The organism is Streptomyces tailanensis, from assembly GCF_008386495.1.
Classification (GTDB): Bacteria; Actinomycetota; Actinomycetes; order Streptomycetales; family Streptomycetaceae; genus Streptomyces; species Streptomyces tailanensis.
The window spans coordinates 43,228-58,820 of the sequence record NZ_VTHJ01000031.1 but is presented as its reverse complement, the minus strand read 5'-3'; the positions used below and the strand labels follow the sequence as shown (position 1 = coordinate 58,820).

General features: G+C 68.4%; 8 protein-coding genes and 1 pseudogene. 4 read left to right on the top strand and 5 right to left on the bottom strand.

Annotated elements, in window-relative coordinates:
• Positions 1 to 24: 24 nt before the first annotated feature.
• Genes F3T56_RS24410 through F3T56_RS24400 form a run of 3 tightly spaced genes read right to left on the bottom strand, consistent with a single transcriptional unit; the run spans position 25 to position 4,530 of the window.
• Positions 25 to 1,977 (bottom strand): ABC transporter permease/substrate-binding protein, encoded by a 1,953-nt coding sequence (locus F3T56_RS24410; protein ID WP_149827522.1) that lies wholly within the window; start codon positions 1,975 to 1,977, stop codon positions 25 to 27.
• Complete coding sequence (locus F3T56_RS24405; protein WP_149827521.1) at positions 1,967 to 3,496, bottom strand: sugar ABC transporter ATP-binding protein; 1,530 nt, start codon at positions 3,494 to 3,496, stop codon at positions 1,967 to 1,969. Before F3T56_RS24405 ends, F3T56_RS24410 begins: the two co-directional genes overlap by 11 nt.
• The gene (locus F3T56_RS24400; protein ID WP_149827520.1) at positions 3,493 to 4,530 is read right to left on the bottom strand and encodes a LacI family DNA-binding transcriptional regulator; all 1,038 of its coding nucleotides are present in this window, start codon (positions 4,528 to 4,530) and stop codon (positions 3,493 to 3,495) included. Before F3T56_RS24400 ends, F3T56_RS24405 begins: the two co-directional genes overlap by 4 nt.
• 163 nt (positions 4,531 to 4,693) lie before the next feature.
• On the opposite strand from F3T56_RS24400, the gene F3T56_RS24395 reads away from it, so the two are divergent.
• Both F3T56_RS24395 and F3T56_RS24390 read left to right on the top strand, forming a co-directional pair.
• Entirely contained in the window at positions 4,694 to 5,035 is a 342-nt protein-coding gene (locus F3T56_RS24395) for a DUF6193 family natural product biosynthesis protein (protein ID WP_149827519.1), read from the top strand.
• A 183-nt stretch (positions 5,036 to 5,218) separates the two neighbouring features.
• A complete protein-coding gene (locus F3T56_RS24390; RefSeq protein WP_246203801.1) occupies positions 5,219 to 5,488 on the top strand; it encodes a helix-turn-helix domain-containing protein in 270 nt (89 codons plus the stop codon).
• 149 nt (positions 5,489 to 5,637) lie between these two features.
• Here F3T56_RS24390 and F3T56_RS24385 read toward each other — a convergent pair whose 3' ends face one another.
• Positions 5,638 to 8,670: an MGH1-like glycoside hydrolase domain-containing protein gene (locus tag F3T56_RS24385; RefSeq protein ID WP_149827518.1), complete on the bottom strand. Its 3,033-nt coding sequence runs from the start codon at positions 8,668 to 8,670 to the stop codon at positions 5,638 to 5,640.
• A gap of 151 nt (positions 8,671 to 8,821) precedes the next feature.
• Between F3T56_RS24385 and recD2 the strand changes: the two genes are divergently transcribed.
• Both recD2 and F3T56_RS24375 read left to right on the top strand, forming a co-directional pair.
• Complete coding sequence (gene recD2 / locus F3T56_RS24380) at positions 8,822 to 11,074, top strand: SF1B family DNA helicase RecD2 (RefSeq protein ID WP_149827517.1); 2,253 nt, start codon at positions 8,822 to 8,824, stop codon at positions 11,072 to 11,074.
• Between the two features lie 290 nt (positions 11,075 to 11,364).
• On the top strand, positions 11,365 to 12,654 hold the full coding sequence (locus F3T56_RS24375) for a citrate synthase (RefSeq protein WP_149827516.1): 1,290 nt from the start codon (positions 11,365 to 11,367) through the stop codon (positions 12,652 to 12,654).
• A gap of 580 nt (positions 12,655 to 13,234) precedes the next feature.
• Here F3T56_RS24375 and F3T56_RS48130 read toward each other — a convergent pair.
• Positions 13,235 to 15,441: pseudogene (locus F3T56_RS48130) on the bottom strand (copper-translocating P-type ATPase).
• Between the last annotated feature and the right edge of the window lie 152 nt (positions 15,442 to 15,593).

The following is a 15,593-nucleotide window of genomic DNA, read 5'->3' as shown; positions in this document are numbered from 1 at the left end:
GAAGGTGTTGGAGCCGGTCGGTCGTCAGCCGCTGAACTCGTCCACGTTCTCCGCCGTGACCACCTTCACCGGCACCATCACCGACTTCTCGACTTTCTCACCCTCGGCGGCCTTCACCGCGTTGCGCACGGCGATGCGGCCGAGTTCCGCCGGCTGCTGCGCGACCGAGGCATACAGCGTGCCGCCCTCGACGGCCTTCAGACCGTCGGCGGTGCCGTCGAAACCGATGACCTGGACGGACTTGCCGGCCTTGGAGCCCAGCGCCTTGATCGCGCCGAGGGCCATCTCGTCGTTCTCGGCGAAGACGCCGTCGATGTCGGGGTTGGCCTGGAGGAGGTTCGTCATCACGTCGAGGCCCTTGGTGCGGTCCCAGTCGGCGGGCTGCTTGGCGAGGACCTTGATGCCCGGGTAGGCCTTCAGGCCCTCGGCGAAGCCGGCGCCGCGCTCACGGCTGGCGGAGGTGCCCGCCTGGCCCTGGAGGATGACGATCTCGCCCTTGCCGCCCAGCTTCTCGGCGAGCGCCTCGGCGGCGAGTTCGCCGCCGCTGACGTTGTCGGAGGCGACGAGCGCGGCGGTGTTCGCGCCGTTGACCGCGCGGTCGACGGCTACCAGCGGGATGTCCGCCTTGTTCACGGCCTTGGCAGCCGGGGTCACCGCGTCGGAGTCCACCGGGTTGACGATGATCGTGCCGAGGCCCTCGCTGGTGAAGTTCTGCAGCTGGTTGGCCTGCTGCGAGGCGTCGTTCTGCGCGTCGGTGACGGACAGGTCCACGCCCAGCTTCTTCGCCTCGTCCCGCGCGCCGGCGCGGATCTGCACGAAGAAGGGGTTGTTGAGGGTGGACAGCGACAGCCCGATCTTCTGGCTCTTCGCCGCCGACGAACCGCTGTGCAGGAAGGAGGTCGCGCCCACGACCGCCGCCGCGACCACCGCGGCCAGCACATACGTCGCCGCCTGCTTGCGCCGGTCCCCGGAGCCACCGGCACCGGCCGGAACCGGCGTCGCCCCCGCCTTCCTGCGCACGGTGTCGAGCAGCACGGCCAGCGCGATGACGACACCGATGACGACCTGCTGCCAGAACGCCGACACGGACAGCAGATTGAGCCCATTGCGCAGCACCGCGAGGATCAGCGCGCCGATCAGCGTCCCCGAGGCCTTGCCCGTACCGCCGGCCAGCGAGGCGCCGCCGATGACGACCGCGGCGATCGCGTCGAGCTCGTAGCCCTGCGCGGCCTGCGGCTGCGCGGAGGAGAGGCGGGAGGCGAGCACGATGCCCGCGGCGGCGGCGAACAGCCCGGACAGCGCGTAGATCGCGAGCTTCTGCCGCTTCACCCGCAGACCGGACAGCCGGGCCGCCTCCTCGTTGCCGCCGATCGCGTACATGGCCCGACCGATGTACGTACGCCCGAGGATCACGGCCGTCACGATCCCCATGACGACCATCACCAGAACCGGCACCGGCAGCCAGCCGCCCAGCGTGTCACCGAGGTGCGACACCGAGTCCGGGAACGCGATCGGGCTGCCCTGCGAGATCACCAGCGACAGACCCCGGCCCACCGACAGCATGGCCAGCGTCGCGATGAACGGCGGGAGCTTCCCGTACGAGATGAGGAAGCCGTTGACGAGACCGCACGCGAGACCGGTGACGACCGCGAGGATCACGGCTATCCAGACCGGAACGCCCTCCGAAGTGGCGCTCCAGGCCAGCACGGTGGCCGACAGGGCCGCCACCGAGCCGACCGACAGGTCGATGCCCGCCGAGACGATCACGAAGGTGACGCCGAAGGCGAGGATGGCGGTCACGGCCGCCTGGACGCCGACGTTCAGCAGGTTGTCGGCCGTCAGGAAGTCGCCCGACAGGGCCGACATGGCGACGAGAAGGACGATGAGCGCGGTGAGCGCCCCGTTGTCGAGCAGGAGCCGGCGAAGCCCCGAGGCGCCACTCGCGCCCGCAGTGCTCTTGAGCGTGTCAGCGGCCACGGGAGGCCTCCGTTTCACTGGTGAGGGTGGTGGGGTTGGATACGGCGAGCGCCATCACGGCGTCCTGGGTGGCCTCGGCGGCGGGCAGCTCGCCCGCGATCCGCCCCTGGGCCATGACCAGGACCCGGTCGCTCATGCCGAGCACCTCGGGCAGATCGCTGGAGATCATGAGCACGGCGGCGCCCTGAGCCGTGAGTTCGTTGATCAGCTCGTAGATCTCGACCTTCGCGCCGACGTCGATGCCGCGCGTCGGCTCGTCGAGGATCAGCACCTTGGTGTCCGCGAGCAGCCACTTGCCGATGACGACCTTCTGCTGGTTGCCGCCGGAGAGGGTGCGCACATGCTGGTGCAGCCCGGCCATGCGGACCCCGAGTTGTTCGGCGACCCGGGCCGCGTCGGCCCGCTGCCCCCTGAGGTCCACGAACCCGCCCTTGGTGGCGCCCCGCAGGGTGACCAGGCCGAGGTTCTCCTCGACGGACGCGTCCAGCACCAGCCCCTGGCCCTTGCGGTCCTCGGGGACGAGCCCGATCCCGGCCGCCATCGCCGCGTTGACGTCGTCCTTGCGGACCGGGGCGCCGGCGACCTTCACGGCCCCCTTGTCGTACGGATCGGCGCCGAACACGGCCCGCACGACCTCCGTACGACCGGCCCCGACGAGCCCCGCGATACCGACGACCTCACCGGCCCGCACCTCGAAGCTCACATCATGGAAGACACCGTCCCTGGTGAGCCCCTCGACGACGAGCAACGCCTCCCCGGCGTCGGGCTGCTGCCGCGGGTACTGCTGCTCGATCGACCGCCCCACCATGAGCCGTACGAGCTCGTCCTCGGGCGTGGCGGCGGGCACCTGCCCGACACTCTTCCCGTCCCGGATCACGGTGACCCGATCCCCCAGGGCGGCGATCTCCTCCAGATGATGGGTGATGAAGACGATCCCGACGCCGTCCTCGCGCAGCCGGCGCACGATCGCGAAGAGCTTCTCGACCTCCTCGGTCGTCAGTACGGCGGTCGGCTCGTCCATGATGAGCACGCGCGCGTGGAGGCTCAGTGCCTTGGCGATCTCGACCATCTGAAGCCGGGCGATGCCGAGTTCACGCACACGCGCGCGTGGAGACACGTTGACGCCGACGCGTTCGAGGAGTTCGGCGGCCTCGGCCTCCATCCGCTTCCCGTCGATCATCCCGAAGCGACGCGGCTGCCGCCCGAGGAAGATGTTCTCGGCGACCGTCAAATCGGGGACGAGGTTGAACTCCTGGTAGATGGTGGCGATCCCGAGACGCTCGGAGTCCTGCGCCCCATGGATGGTCACTTCCCGGCCGTCGACGAAGACGCGCCCGGCATCGGGTCGATAGGCACCGGAGAGCATCTTGATGAGGGTGCTCTTGCCCGCGCCGTTCTCACCGAGCAATACGTGCACTTCGCCCCGGCGCAGATCGAAGTCGACGCCGTCCAGCGCGACCACACCGGGGAAGGTCTTCCGTATGCCTTCGATGCGCAGCAACTCGCCCGGATCGCTCACGAATGGCTCCTGTTCGTTACGGGGGACGGCTCTGAGGAAGCCGGGTTCTCGCCGCACGAGCGGCGTACGACGAGACGGGCGGGGAGGGTGACGGACTGCGGGGGCCGCCCCTCGATACGGTCGACGAGCGCCCGTACGGCGGCCCGCCCCAGCTCACCGGTCGGCTGGGCGATCGCGGTGATCGGCGGATCGGTGTGCACGAACCAGGGGATGTCGTCGAACGCGGCCAGCGCGATGTCGTCCGGAACACGCATCCCACGCGCGCGGATGGCGTCCAGCGCACCCAGCGCCATCAGGTTGTCGGCCGCGAACACGACCTCGGGCGGCTCGGCCAGGTCGAGGAACCCTTCGGTCACCCGACGCCCGCTCTCGGCCTGGAAATCGCCCTGCCCTGTGTAGGCGTCCGGGAGGGGGATCCCGTACTCGGCGAGGGCCGCCCGGAAGGCCTCGACACGCTCACTGCCGGTCGTGGTGGCGGCGGGCCCCGCGATGATCGCGAGCCGCCGGTGCCCGAGCCCGTGCAGATGCGCCACGAGATCCCGTACGGCACCCCGCCCGTCCGCCCGCACGACAGGCACGTCGACGCCCGGAATCCACCGGTCCACGAACACCATCGGGGTCCCGCCCCGAGCGGCGTCCAACATCAACGGCGACCCACCGTCAGTGGGCGACACAAGAAGCCCATCGATCCGCCGGTCCAGCAGATTCCGCACATGATGATCCTGAAGATCCGGCCGCTCATCGGCGTTCCCGATGATCACGCTGTACCCGAGCGCCCGCGCCTCCTCCTCCACGGACCGCGCCAGCTCCGTGAAGTACGGGTTCATGACGTCGCTGATCACCAGCCCGAAGGTGTGGGTCTGGTCGGTACGCAGGGAGCGGGCGACGGCGTTGGGCCGATACCCCAGCGCTGCCACGGCGGTCATCACGCGCGCGCGAGCCTCCGCACTGACCGACGGATGGTCGTTCAGGACACGCGACACCGTGGCAGCGGAAACCCCCGCCTCGGCGGCGACATCCTTGATGCTCGCCATCGCCGCTCCACCTCCTCGTGGAACTTGTAGGACTCGTAGGACGACGTGATCGATTGCTTGGAATCGATTACATCGACGTGTACGGAGGATTGGAATCGATTACACGGGGGTTAATCAAGCCCCTGAGACCAGATCGTGATGAGCCGGCCCTCAGGATGGACCCATGTCCGAAGCCCCCGACATCCCGACCGCCTGGCAGTGGCTCCTGGAACGCAGACCGGGCACCCGCGGCCACTACGACACCGCCTCACTGCTGCCCATCGCTGAGGCCGCGCACGCCGAGCCCCGCCTGCGCGCGCTCTATCCGTTCCCGACTCACGGCACCCTGCACTTCTTGCGCAGCGCCCCGCCGTGGGATCCCTCGGGCCGAGACGACCTGCCGTTCATCCTCGCGGGCGCCCCGCCGTACAGGGTCTACGCATCGGGTTACGCCGAGCTCCTGGGCGAGGGCGCGACACCGGAGGAGGCAGCGGCGCTGGCGGTGGCGAACCTGCCGCCGGAGTGAGGCTCGCGCGGCCTCGTACGGGTGAAGTCCGCAGGATCCCGCTTGCTCGGGGATCGGCTTTGCCCAACCTCAAGGAGCTGCGTCCCGGGTCCTCCGGCCGGAGCGAGGTGCGTCAGAGGGGTTGGGAAACTGAACGGACACGTCGCGTGGTCGGCGAGCGGGCATCAGGAGCGGGCGGAGGAGTTGTCCGGCGGCCGGGAGGCGTTCATCGAATACACCCAGCGCTTGCTCGCCGAGGCCCGCGCCTGGCGGTTGGTCGACATGCGCCAGGAACGCGGCTTCACCCAGGCTCAGGTGGCTGAGCGAATGGGGGTGAGCAAGGGGAGGGCCTCGCAGATCGAGAGCGGCCAGGTCTCCGGCACGGATGTCGTGGCGCGGTACGTAGAGGCGCTGGGCGGGAGCCTTGTCATGGTGGCGGTCTTCGGTGACGGGGAGCTGCGCAAGGTCGGGTGAACACGGATGGGGCCAGCCCCATATTGCTTGTCGTGGTCGCTACCGAAAACGCCGGTGTCCGCCGCGGCCCTCAATGCGAGCCACGGCGGACGTCCGGTCACAAAGCGAACCTGATCACGAAGCGAACCCGGTGACGATGCAAACCCCCGTCACGAGGTGAACGGTGTGGAGCCGTCCTCCGTGGTGATTCTCCACAGATGGTCCGCCGTGCCGTTGTCGTCCCACTGCAAAGCTTGCGCCCCGGACGACTTGGACATCCCGTCGATGCCGAGCACCAAGCCGCTGTTCCTGTTGACGAGCTTGGCGTAACCGCCACCCGCGTCCACCACCGACCACAGATGGTCGGCCGTGAGCGTGTCGTCCCACTGCAACGCCGTCGCACCGGCGGTCTGGGAGGCGTCCTTGATGCCGAGGACCTGACCGCTGTTGGTGTTGAAGATCTTGTAGTAGCCGTTCTCGGCGGGGACGATCTTCCACCAGTGGTTGGCGCTGTCCCCGACGGTCTGCTGCTGTACGGCGCCTCCGGGGGCGATCGAGGAGCCGGCGACCCCCAGCTCAAGGCCGCTGTTCCTGTTGGTGATCTTCACGCGCGGCGTCTCCGGGTACCAGGACTCCAGCTCCGTGACCCCGACGAACTTGCCCGCCTGAGGCGTGAACACGACCCGGAACTGCGATGTCGTGATCGTCGGGAAGGTCACCTCGTTGGCGTTGTTCGCGACCGGCGTCGCGGGGCTCTTCGTCTGGTTCGGGACGTTCACCCACGAGCCGTTGTTCAGGTACTGGACGGTGTAGCTCGCCGGGACACGGATGTTCGCCCCGTCGTCGTACGTGTAGAACTTCACCTCGTTGATCTTGCGCGGCGCCCCGAAGTCGACGCCCAGGTGATCGGTGGTGTTCGGTGAACCGGAGTTCGTCCACCGGTTGTCGGGGATCTTGTCGTACCGGATCCAGCCGTCCGTCGCCCGCAGCGGGGCGTCGAAGGTCGTCGGCTTGCAGGTCTGGCCGCTGTGGCAGTGCGGGCCGTTGGAGACGGTGTTGGTGTAGGAGGCGAAGGCCTTCGGGTACGGCTGGGTGACGGTGCGGCCCAGCCAGTCCTGCTCAGCGGTCAGCGGGTTGGCGGCGACGTTCATCAGTCGCGTCGGCTGCGCCGGGGTGACCGGAGCGGCCACGTTCACGGTTGTACTGGTGCCGATCGTCGACGACTGGTGGATGCGCTGCCCGTCCTGGAAGATCTGCAGCCCGCTGCCCTTGCCATAGTGCGAGCCGTCCCGGTCCCAGCGGATCGAATACGTGTGCCCGTGGTACGGCAGGCTCTCCACAGCGAAGTAATCCCACCCGGACGGGACCAGCGGCTTCAGCACCAGCGTGTTGCCCGCCTGCGGCTTGATGCCCAGCAGACCGCTCAGCACCAGGTCGTTGAAGCTGGAGTGGTTGTAGTGCTCGCTGAAGTTGAACCCGTCGTAGATCCAGTCGCCGGTGTCCCCGTTGGCGGCCTCGGCGACATACGGCTTGCCGTCCTTGTGCTGGAGGTCGGCGAACTGGGCCAGCATCGTCTGGTAGTCGGCCTTGGTGACGAAGCTCTGCGCGGGGTAGTCCTGGAGCAGGTTCGCGAGGCCCGTCAGGATCTGGCTCGTCTGGTACGGCCAGCTCGGGCCGTTCCAGTGGCAGCAGTTGGCGTCGTCGCGCTTCTGCTCGGCCGGTATCGCCTCGTAGTTGAAGTACGGGTTCGCGGTGATCCGGTCGAGCTCGGCGAAGCCCGTCCCCTTGGCGAACTTCAGCGTGTTGGCCCCGGCCTTCATGGGGACCTGCACGGTCACGGACTGCGACTCGGAGAACTTCTGCCAGGCCCCGGTGGGCGCGTAGTTGACCGTGATCGGGCTCGCGGTGTTGTCGTTGACGATGAGCTTGTGGGTCGACGCGGCGGTCGTGCCGTTGGCGTAGTGGACGGTCACGGGGTACGTCCCGGCGCCGGGCGCGTCCACGGTGAACGTGACGTAGCTGTCGTCGAAGTCGATCTGCCCGACGTACGAACCGTTAGAGGCCGTCGACGAGTTGAACACGTTCGCATGGTTACGGGTGGCCTGCTCGGCCTCGAAGTCGTGCACCCGCTCCAGCGTGGTCGGCCCGAACGGCGCCTTGAACCGCTTCGAATCCACCAGGTACTTCCACGCCGACGAGTACTGCGCGTCGGGCAGGTTGAACGCCCAGGGCGCGAAGCCCATCGCCTCGCGCCAGGTCGTCCTGGTCTGCTTCAGCGTGCCGTTGGTGCTGTGCGTGTTGTAGACCTGCATGAAGAAGTTGCGCTGCGGGTCCCAGAGCGAGTTCTGCACGGCGGCCTTCAGCTGCGCGGCCTTCGCGTCGTACTCGTTCGCGGTCGCCGTGTCCCCGTTCAGCGTCGCGATCTTGCTGATGGCCTGGGCGGCACTGAACATGTACGCGTTGAGCGTGGGCCGGTAACCCGGGCCGCCGCTGAACCAGTTGCTGCTCTTCATCGACGTCTCGGTGTACTCCGTGGCGTCGGACAGCGGGGTCTGGTGGTACAGGTCGCTGGTCGACTGGGTGCCGTTCACCGTGATGTCGCTGGTGAAGTTGGAGTCCCACCGCTTGTACAGGGCGATGAGATGGGGGAGGGCCGACTTGATCTGCGCGGCGTCCCCGGTCACGAGATAGCGCTGGTACGCGGCGCTCGTGATCCACTCGCTGTAGTTCCGTACGCCCGAGTTGCCCGCCCCGCGCAGCCAGAAGTCGAGGTACTCACCGGCGTAGTCGCGGTTGTGCAGCCAGCGCCCATCCAGCAGGTGGTAGCCGGTCGCGTCCGGGAGCGCGGTGTACGGGTTCCCGGCGTACCCGATCGGCACGTCGTACTCGGTCGACACGTACCCGGTGCCCGGCACGGTGTAGCGCAGCGCCCGCTTGAAGGTGCTCCAGCGGTAGTAGTAGACCTCGTCGATGTCCTCGTCGGGCGTGTCCAGGAACGGGATGTTGTCCTTGTACCACTTGCGCTCGTCGAGCTGGTTCCCGGCGAGGATCGCGTCCTTGTCGAGCGCGACGGCGTTGGGGTCGTCGGCGGCCTGCGCCGGGCTCGCTCCGGGTCCTGCCGACAACAGGCTGACGGACAACACCGAGCCGCACAGGGCGGCCAGCGTGCGGTTGCTACGTCTACGTCTGGGACGGTGACGCATCGAGGTGTCCTCCATTGGGCACTCATGCGATGGTTCGAAATGTTCGAAATCACGAACGTTGTTCGAAATTCTGGGAGACGGTAATGACAGGGGTCACAGGAAGTCAATAGGTTCGATCCGTTGTGTCAGACCTCGGCGGTAGCGTCGGATCATGGTGGCGAATCAGACGGGGTCCGGGGAGCGGCACCTGGCCGTGCTCGAAGGCGTACTCGAACGCATCACGTACGCCAATGAGGAGAACGGCTACACGGTCGCGCGTGTGGATACCGGGCGCGGCGCCGGTGATCTCCTCACGGTCGTCGGCGCGCTGCTCGGCGCCCAGGTCGGCGAATCCCTCCGCATGGAGGGCCGCTGGGGCTCCCACCCGCAGTACGGAAAGCAATTCACTGTCGAGAACTACACAACACTCCTCCCCGCCACCGTCCAGGGCATCCGCCGCTACCTCGGCTCGGGCCTCGTCAAGGGCATTGGTCCGGTCTTCGCCGACCGCATCACCCAGCACTTCGGCCTGGACACCCTGAAGATCATCGAGGAGGAGCCGAAACGGCTCATCGAGGTCCCCGGTCTCGGCCCCAAGCGCACCAAGAAGATCGCCGACGCCTGGGAGGAGCAGAAGGCGATCAAGGAGGTCATGCTCTTCCTCCAGACGGTGGAGGTGTCCACGTCCATCGCCGTGCGCATCTACAAGAAGTACGGCGACGCCTCGATCTCCGTCGTCAAGAACCAGCCGTACCGCCTCGCGTCCGACGTCTGGGGCATCGGTTTCCTCACTGCCGACAAGATCGCCCAGTCCGTCGGCATTCCGCACGACAGCCCGGAGCGCGTCAAGGCGGGCCTCCAGTACGCCCTTTCGCAGGCCACCGACCAGGGCAACTGCTACCTCCCCGAGGAGAGGCTGATCGCCGACGCAGTCAAGCTCCTCCAGGTCGACACGGGCCTGGTCATCGAGTGCCTGGCGGAACTGGCCCAGCCGGACGAGGACTCCGGCGACCCCGGTGTCGTACGGGAGAAGGTGCCCGGAGAGCACGGCGAGCCGGTCACCGCGATCTACCTGGTCCCCTTCCACCGGGCCGAACTTTCCCTCTCCGCCCAGCTGTTGCGCCTCCTGCGCACGGACGAGGACCGCATGCCGGGCTTCCGGGACGTGCCCTGGGACAAGGCGCTGTCGTGGCTCAAGGGGCGTACGGGCGCGGAGTTGGCCCCCGAGCAGGAGGCGGCCGTCCGGCTCGCGCTCACCGAGAAGATGGCCGTGCTCACCGGCGGTCCCGGCTGCGGCAAGTCCTTCACCGTCCGCTCGATCGTCGAGCTGGCCCGCGCGAAGAAGGCGAAGGTCGTGCTCGCCGCCCCCACCGGCCGCGCCGCCAAACGCCTCTCCGAGCTGACCGGAGCGGACGCCTCCACCGTCCACCGGCTCCTGGAGCTGAAGCCCGGCGGCGACGCGGCCTACGACAAGGACCGCCCGCTGGACGCCGACCTCGTGGTCGTCGACGAGGCGTCCATGCTCGACCTCCTGCTCGCCAACAAGCTGGTGAAGGCGGTGCCTCCGGGGGCGCATCTGCTGTTCGTCGGGGACGTCGACCAACTTCCCAGCGTCGGCGCGGGCGAGGTCCTGCGGGACCTGCTGGCCGACGGCGGCCCGATCCCGGCGATCCGCCTCACCAAGGTCTTCCGCCAAGCCCAGCAGTCCGGCGTGGTGACCAACGCGCACCGGATCAACTCCGGGCAGCACCCGGTCACCGACGGCATGAAGGACTTCTTCCTCTTCGTCGAGGACGACACGGAGGAGGCCGGGCGGCTCACGGTGGATGTGGCGGCCCGTCGTATTCCGGCCAAGTTCGGGCTTGACCCACGTCGGGACGTCCAGGTCCTTGCACCCATGCACCGGGGCCCGGCCGGCGCGGGCAACCTCAACGGGCTGCTCCAGCAGGCCATCACCCCGGCCCGCCCCGATCTGCCCGAGAAGCGGTTCGGCGGCCGGGTCTTCCGCGTCGGCGACAAGGTCACCCAGATTCGCAACAATTACGAGAAGGGCGAGAACGGCGTCTTCAACGGCACCGTCGGCGTGGTCACCGCGCTCGACCCGGTCGACCAGCGGCTGACGGTCCTCACCGACGAGGACGAGGAGGTGGCGTACGAGTTCGACGAACTGGACGAGCTGGCGCACGCCTACGCGGTGACCATCCACCGCTCCCAGGGCAGCGAGTACCCGGCCGTGGTGATCCCGGTGACCACCGGGGCCTGGATGATGCTCCAGCGCAATCTCTTGTATACGGCCGTCACCCGGGCGAAGAAGCTGGTCGTCCTCGTCGGCTCCCGCAAGGCGATAGGGCAGGCGGTGCGCACGGTCTCCGCGGGCCGGCGCTGCACGGCCCTCGACTTCCGGCTCGCGCCCCGGGCGTTGTAGGCCGCAGGATCTCCGGACGGGCTCCGAGCGGCCCGCAGGATCTCCGGGACGGACCTCTCATGTGCCGTTGGTGGCGCGTGAGATGAAATTTGATCGATCAAATGAGTCGTAAAGGTCACACGGGTCTTCCAGATGTCGGACGGAGGGGGCAGGATGAACAAGTTGGCGGCACTCAGTGCCGCCGATAGGCCCGATGGTCGACCCCGAGTGCACTCTCCTGAGCCAATTGGGGGATGGTAGAGACAGTCAGGGCACCTCGAAGATGAGGCACTACGTCGGTGAGGGAAGACGTGAGCGACAACTCTGTAGTACTGCGGTACGGCGACGGCGAGTACACCTACCCGGTGATCGACAGCACCGTCGGCGACAAGGGCTTCGACATCGGGAAGCTCCGGGCCCAGACCGGTCTGGTCACCCTGGACAGCGGCTACGGCAATACCGCCGCCTATAAATCCGCCATCACCTATCTCGACGGTGAGCAGGGCATCCTGCGGTACCGCGGCTACCCGATCGAGCAGCTGGCCGAGGGCTCCACCTTCCTGGAGGTGGCGTACCTGCTGATCAACGGCGAGCTGCCGACCGTCGACGAGCTCTCCGCGTTCAAGAACGACATCACGCAGCACACCCTGCTGCACGAGGACGTCAAGAACTTCTACCGGGGCTTCCCGCGCGACGCCCACCCGATGGCGATGCTGTCCTCCGTGGTCAGCGCCCTGTCGACGTTCTACCAGGACAGCCACAACCCGTTCGACGAGCGGCAGCGCAACCTCTCCACGATCCGCCTGCTCGCCAAGCTCCCGACGATCGCGGCGTACGCGTACAAGAAGTCGATCGGTCACCCGTTCGTCTACCCGCGCAACGACCTCGGTTACGTCGAGAACTTCCTGCGCATGACCTTCTCGGTCCCCGCCCAGGAGTACGTGCCCGACCCGGTCGTCGTCTCCGCGCTCGACAAGCTGCTCATCCTGCACGCGGACCACGAGCAGAACTGTTCGACCTCCACGGTCCGCCTGGTCGGCTCCTCGCAGGCGAACATGTTCGCCTCGATCTCCGCCGGCATCTCCGCCCTCTGGGGCCCGCTGCACGGCGGCGCCAACCAGTCCGTGCTGGAGATGCTGGAGGGCATCCGCGACGCCGGCGGCGACGTCGACTCCTTCATCCGCAAGGTGAAGAACAAGGAGGACGGCGTCCGTCTGATGGGCTTCGGCCACCGGGTCTACAAGAACTTCGACCCGCGCGCCAAGATCATCAAGGCCGCCGCGCACGACGTCCTCTCCGCGCTCGGCAAGTCCGACGAGCTCCTGGACATCGCGCTGAAGCTGGAGGAGCACGCGCTCTCCGACGACTACTTCGTCTCGCGCAGCCTCTACCCGAACGTGGACTTCTACACGGGTCTGATCTACCGCGCCATGGGCTTCCCGACCGAGATGTTCACGGTCCTCTTCGCCCTCGGCCGCCTGCCGGGCTGGATCGCCCAGTGGCACGAGATGATCAAGGAGCCCGGCTCCCGCATCGGCCGTCCGCGGCAGATCTACACGGGCGTTGTTGAGCGCGACTTCGTTCCGGTCGAGTCCCGCTAGTCACCGATCGCTCTGCTGGGCCCCGTACCGGAATCCTCCGGTGCGGGGCCTTGCGGTGTCGCACAGGCTTTTCACAGGCATAGGAGAAGGCGCCCCGCGCCGCTGGTCCCCCCACGGGCCGGCGAGCAGGGCGCCTTCCCATGTCCCGGTGCGGATTCCCCCCACGGGATCCGGCCGGGCGTCTGGTGGGCCAGCGCCTGAATCGCTGGACTGGACGAGCGAAACTCGTCCTGCCTGTACCTGTACTGCTGCGGTCTGCCGGGACGCGTACGTACGGGAGGGCCGCTCAAAGCTCCCCGGTGCACGTGCCCCGGCAACGCATTTCCGGGAACGTCCCCCAAGACATCCCCAGATGTCAGTCACGCCCCCCAAGACGCTTCTGACATCGCCAACTTAGACTCACGAACCCCTTCGATGGTTACGTTCCCGTCGCTGTGATCTGCGTCTCTTGTCCTATGTCCTGAAGATGGGCAAGAGACCCGATACGGCGACAGGGGCCCAGCGTAGGGATGATGCGCGAGCCTTGTGAAGAGCTTATGTGAGGCCGGGGCCGGACTCCAGAGGGACTTTTACCCGACTGTCATGAGAATGTCCGCAGCCGCAGGCTGTTCGTCACGACGAAAACGGACGAAAAGGCCATCGCGGCCCCCGCGATCATAGGGTTGAGCAGCCCGGCGGCGGCCAGCGGCAGGGCGGCCACGTTGTATCCGAACGCCCAGACCAGGTTCCCCTTGATCGTGGTCAGGGTCCGCCGCGACAGTCGGATGGCGTCGGCGGCCACCCGCAGATCCTCGCGGACGAGTGTCAGGTCGCCCGCCTCGATCGCCGCGTCCGTCCCCGTGCCCATGGCGAGGCCCGGGTCGGCCGTGGCCAGCGCGGCCGCGTCGTTGACCCCGTCCCCGACCATCGCGACCGTACGGCCCTCGGCCTGGAGCCGGCGTACGACGTCGACCTTGTCCTGCGGCAGCACCTCGGCGATCACGTGCTCGGGGGAGATGCCGACCGCCGCGGCCACGGATCGGGCCACCCGCTCGTTGTCCCCCGTCGGCAGCACCGGCGTGAGCCAGCGCCCGCAGCCGTCGTACGGCCTCGGCGCTGGTCTCCTTGACCGCGTCGGCGACTGTGAGGACACCGAGTGCCACGCCGTCGCGGGCGACCACGACCGCCGTGTGTCCCGCGTCCTCGGCGGCTTCCTTGGCGGCCTTCAGGGACTCGGGGAGCGGTCCCGTCGTGGATCCGCCCCACCTGGACGCCGTGGTCCTCCACGCGGCCGTGTACGCCCTTCCCGGGCACGCTCTCGAAGTGCTCGACGGGGGGGCGGGGCGCCGATCCGCTCCTCGGCGCCCGCCGCGATCGCCCAGGCGACGGGGTGCTCGGAGGCGTGTTCGACGGCGCCCGCGAGCCGCAGTACGTCCTCTTCGAGGACGTCTTCGCCGCTCTCTTCGGTGACGTACACCTTCTGGAGGGTCATCCGGCCGGTGGTGACGGTGCCCGTCTTGTCCAGGACGACGGTGTCGACGCGGCGGGTGGACTCCAGGACCTCGGCCCTTGATGAGGATGCCGAGCTGGGCGCCGCGGCCCGAGCCGACCGGCAGGGCGGTCGGGGTGGCGAGGCCCAGCGCGCACGGGCAGGCGATGATCAGGACCGCGACGGCAGCCGTGAAAGGCCGCCGTCGTGTCGTCCGTGGCACCGAACCAGGCGCCGAACGTGGCGACCGCGATGAGCAGGACGACCGGGACGAACACGGCCGAGATCCGGTCGGCCAGCCGCTGAACCTCCGCCTTGCCGTTCTGCGCGTCCTCCACCAGCCGCGCCATCCGGGCCAGCTGGGTGTCCGCGCCGACCCGGGTCGCCTCGGCGACGAGCCGGCCCTCGGCGTTCACGGTCGCGCCCGTGACGGCGTCCCCGACGGTCACGTCCACCCGTACCGACTCGCCGGTCAGCATGGACGCGTCGATGGCCGAGGAGCCCTCGACGACTACCCCGTCGGTGGCGGGCTTCTCCCCGGGGCGTACGACGAAACGGTTGCCCACCGCGAGCCGGTCGACCGGGATCCGCGCCTCCCGCCCCTCGCTCAGCACCGAGACGTCCTTGGCGCCCAGCTTCAGCAGCGCCTTCAGGGCGGCGCCCGCGCGGCGCTTGGAGCGGGCCTCCAGATAGCGGCCCAGGAGGATGAACGCGACGACCCCGGCGGCTGCTTCGAGATAGATCGTCGAGGACCCCGCCGTACGCGCCACGGTGAACGTGAAGCCGTGCCGCATGCCCGGCATGCCCGCGTGCCCCCAGAACAGCGCCCACAGGGACCGGCCGAAGGCGGCGAGCGTGCCGACCGAGACGAGCGTGTCCATCGTGGCCGCGCCGTGCCGGAGGTTGGTGAAAGCGGCCCGGTGGAAGGGCAGTCCGCCCCAGACGACGACCGGTGCGGCGAGCGTCAGCGACAGCCACTGCCAGTTGTCGAACTGCAGGGCCGGGATCATGGACATGAGGACGACGGGGGCGGCGAGCGGCACCGACACGGTCAGGCGCTGACGCAGGGAGGCGAGCTCGGGATCGTCGTCCTAGGCGTCCTGTTCCTGTTTCTGCTCCTGAGCCGTCTCGTCCTGCGGCGGGGTCGGTGGCGTTGGTTCCTCGGCCGTATGCCCCGTCTTCACCACGGTCGCGATCAGATCGGCGACTTCCATCGTTCCTGAAGACTGAGCAGGAGTGAGTCCGCTCAGTCGCACGCCCCGAACGGTCTTGGGCGTACTGGTCCCCGGCGTACTCGACCCCGGGGCGGCGACACGGATCCTGTCCGTGGTCCGGGCCCGGGAGGCCCCCGCGGCCGGAGGCCGCTGATGGATACAGCCCTCACGACCTGGCCAGGTGGGTACGGCCAGAGGCGACGGGGAGGCCCCGAACCATCACTCCGGTGGAGCGGGGGTCCCGCACGCTGGCGCCA

What these genes read in the sequence shown, in the direction of transcription:
- recD2 (WP_149827517.1), top strand. Translation starts at nt 8,822, where the DNA reads ATGGTGGCGAATCAGACGGGGTCCGGGGAGCGGCACCTGGCCGTGCTC.
- F3T56_RS24395 (WP_149827519.1), top strand. Translation starts at nt 4,694, where the DNA reads ATGTCCGAAGCCCCCGACATCCCGACCGCCTGGCAGTGGCTCCTGGAA.
- F3T56_RS24400 (WP_149827520.1), bottom strand. Translation starts at nt 4,530, where the DNA reads ATGGCGAGCATCAAGGATGTCGCCGCCGAGGCGGGGGTTTCCGCTGCC.
- F3T56_RS24385 (WP_149827518.1), bottom strand. Translation starts at nt 8,670, where the DNA reads ATGCGTCACCGTCCCAGACGTAGACGTAGCAACCGCACGCTGGCCGCC.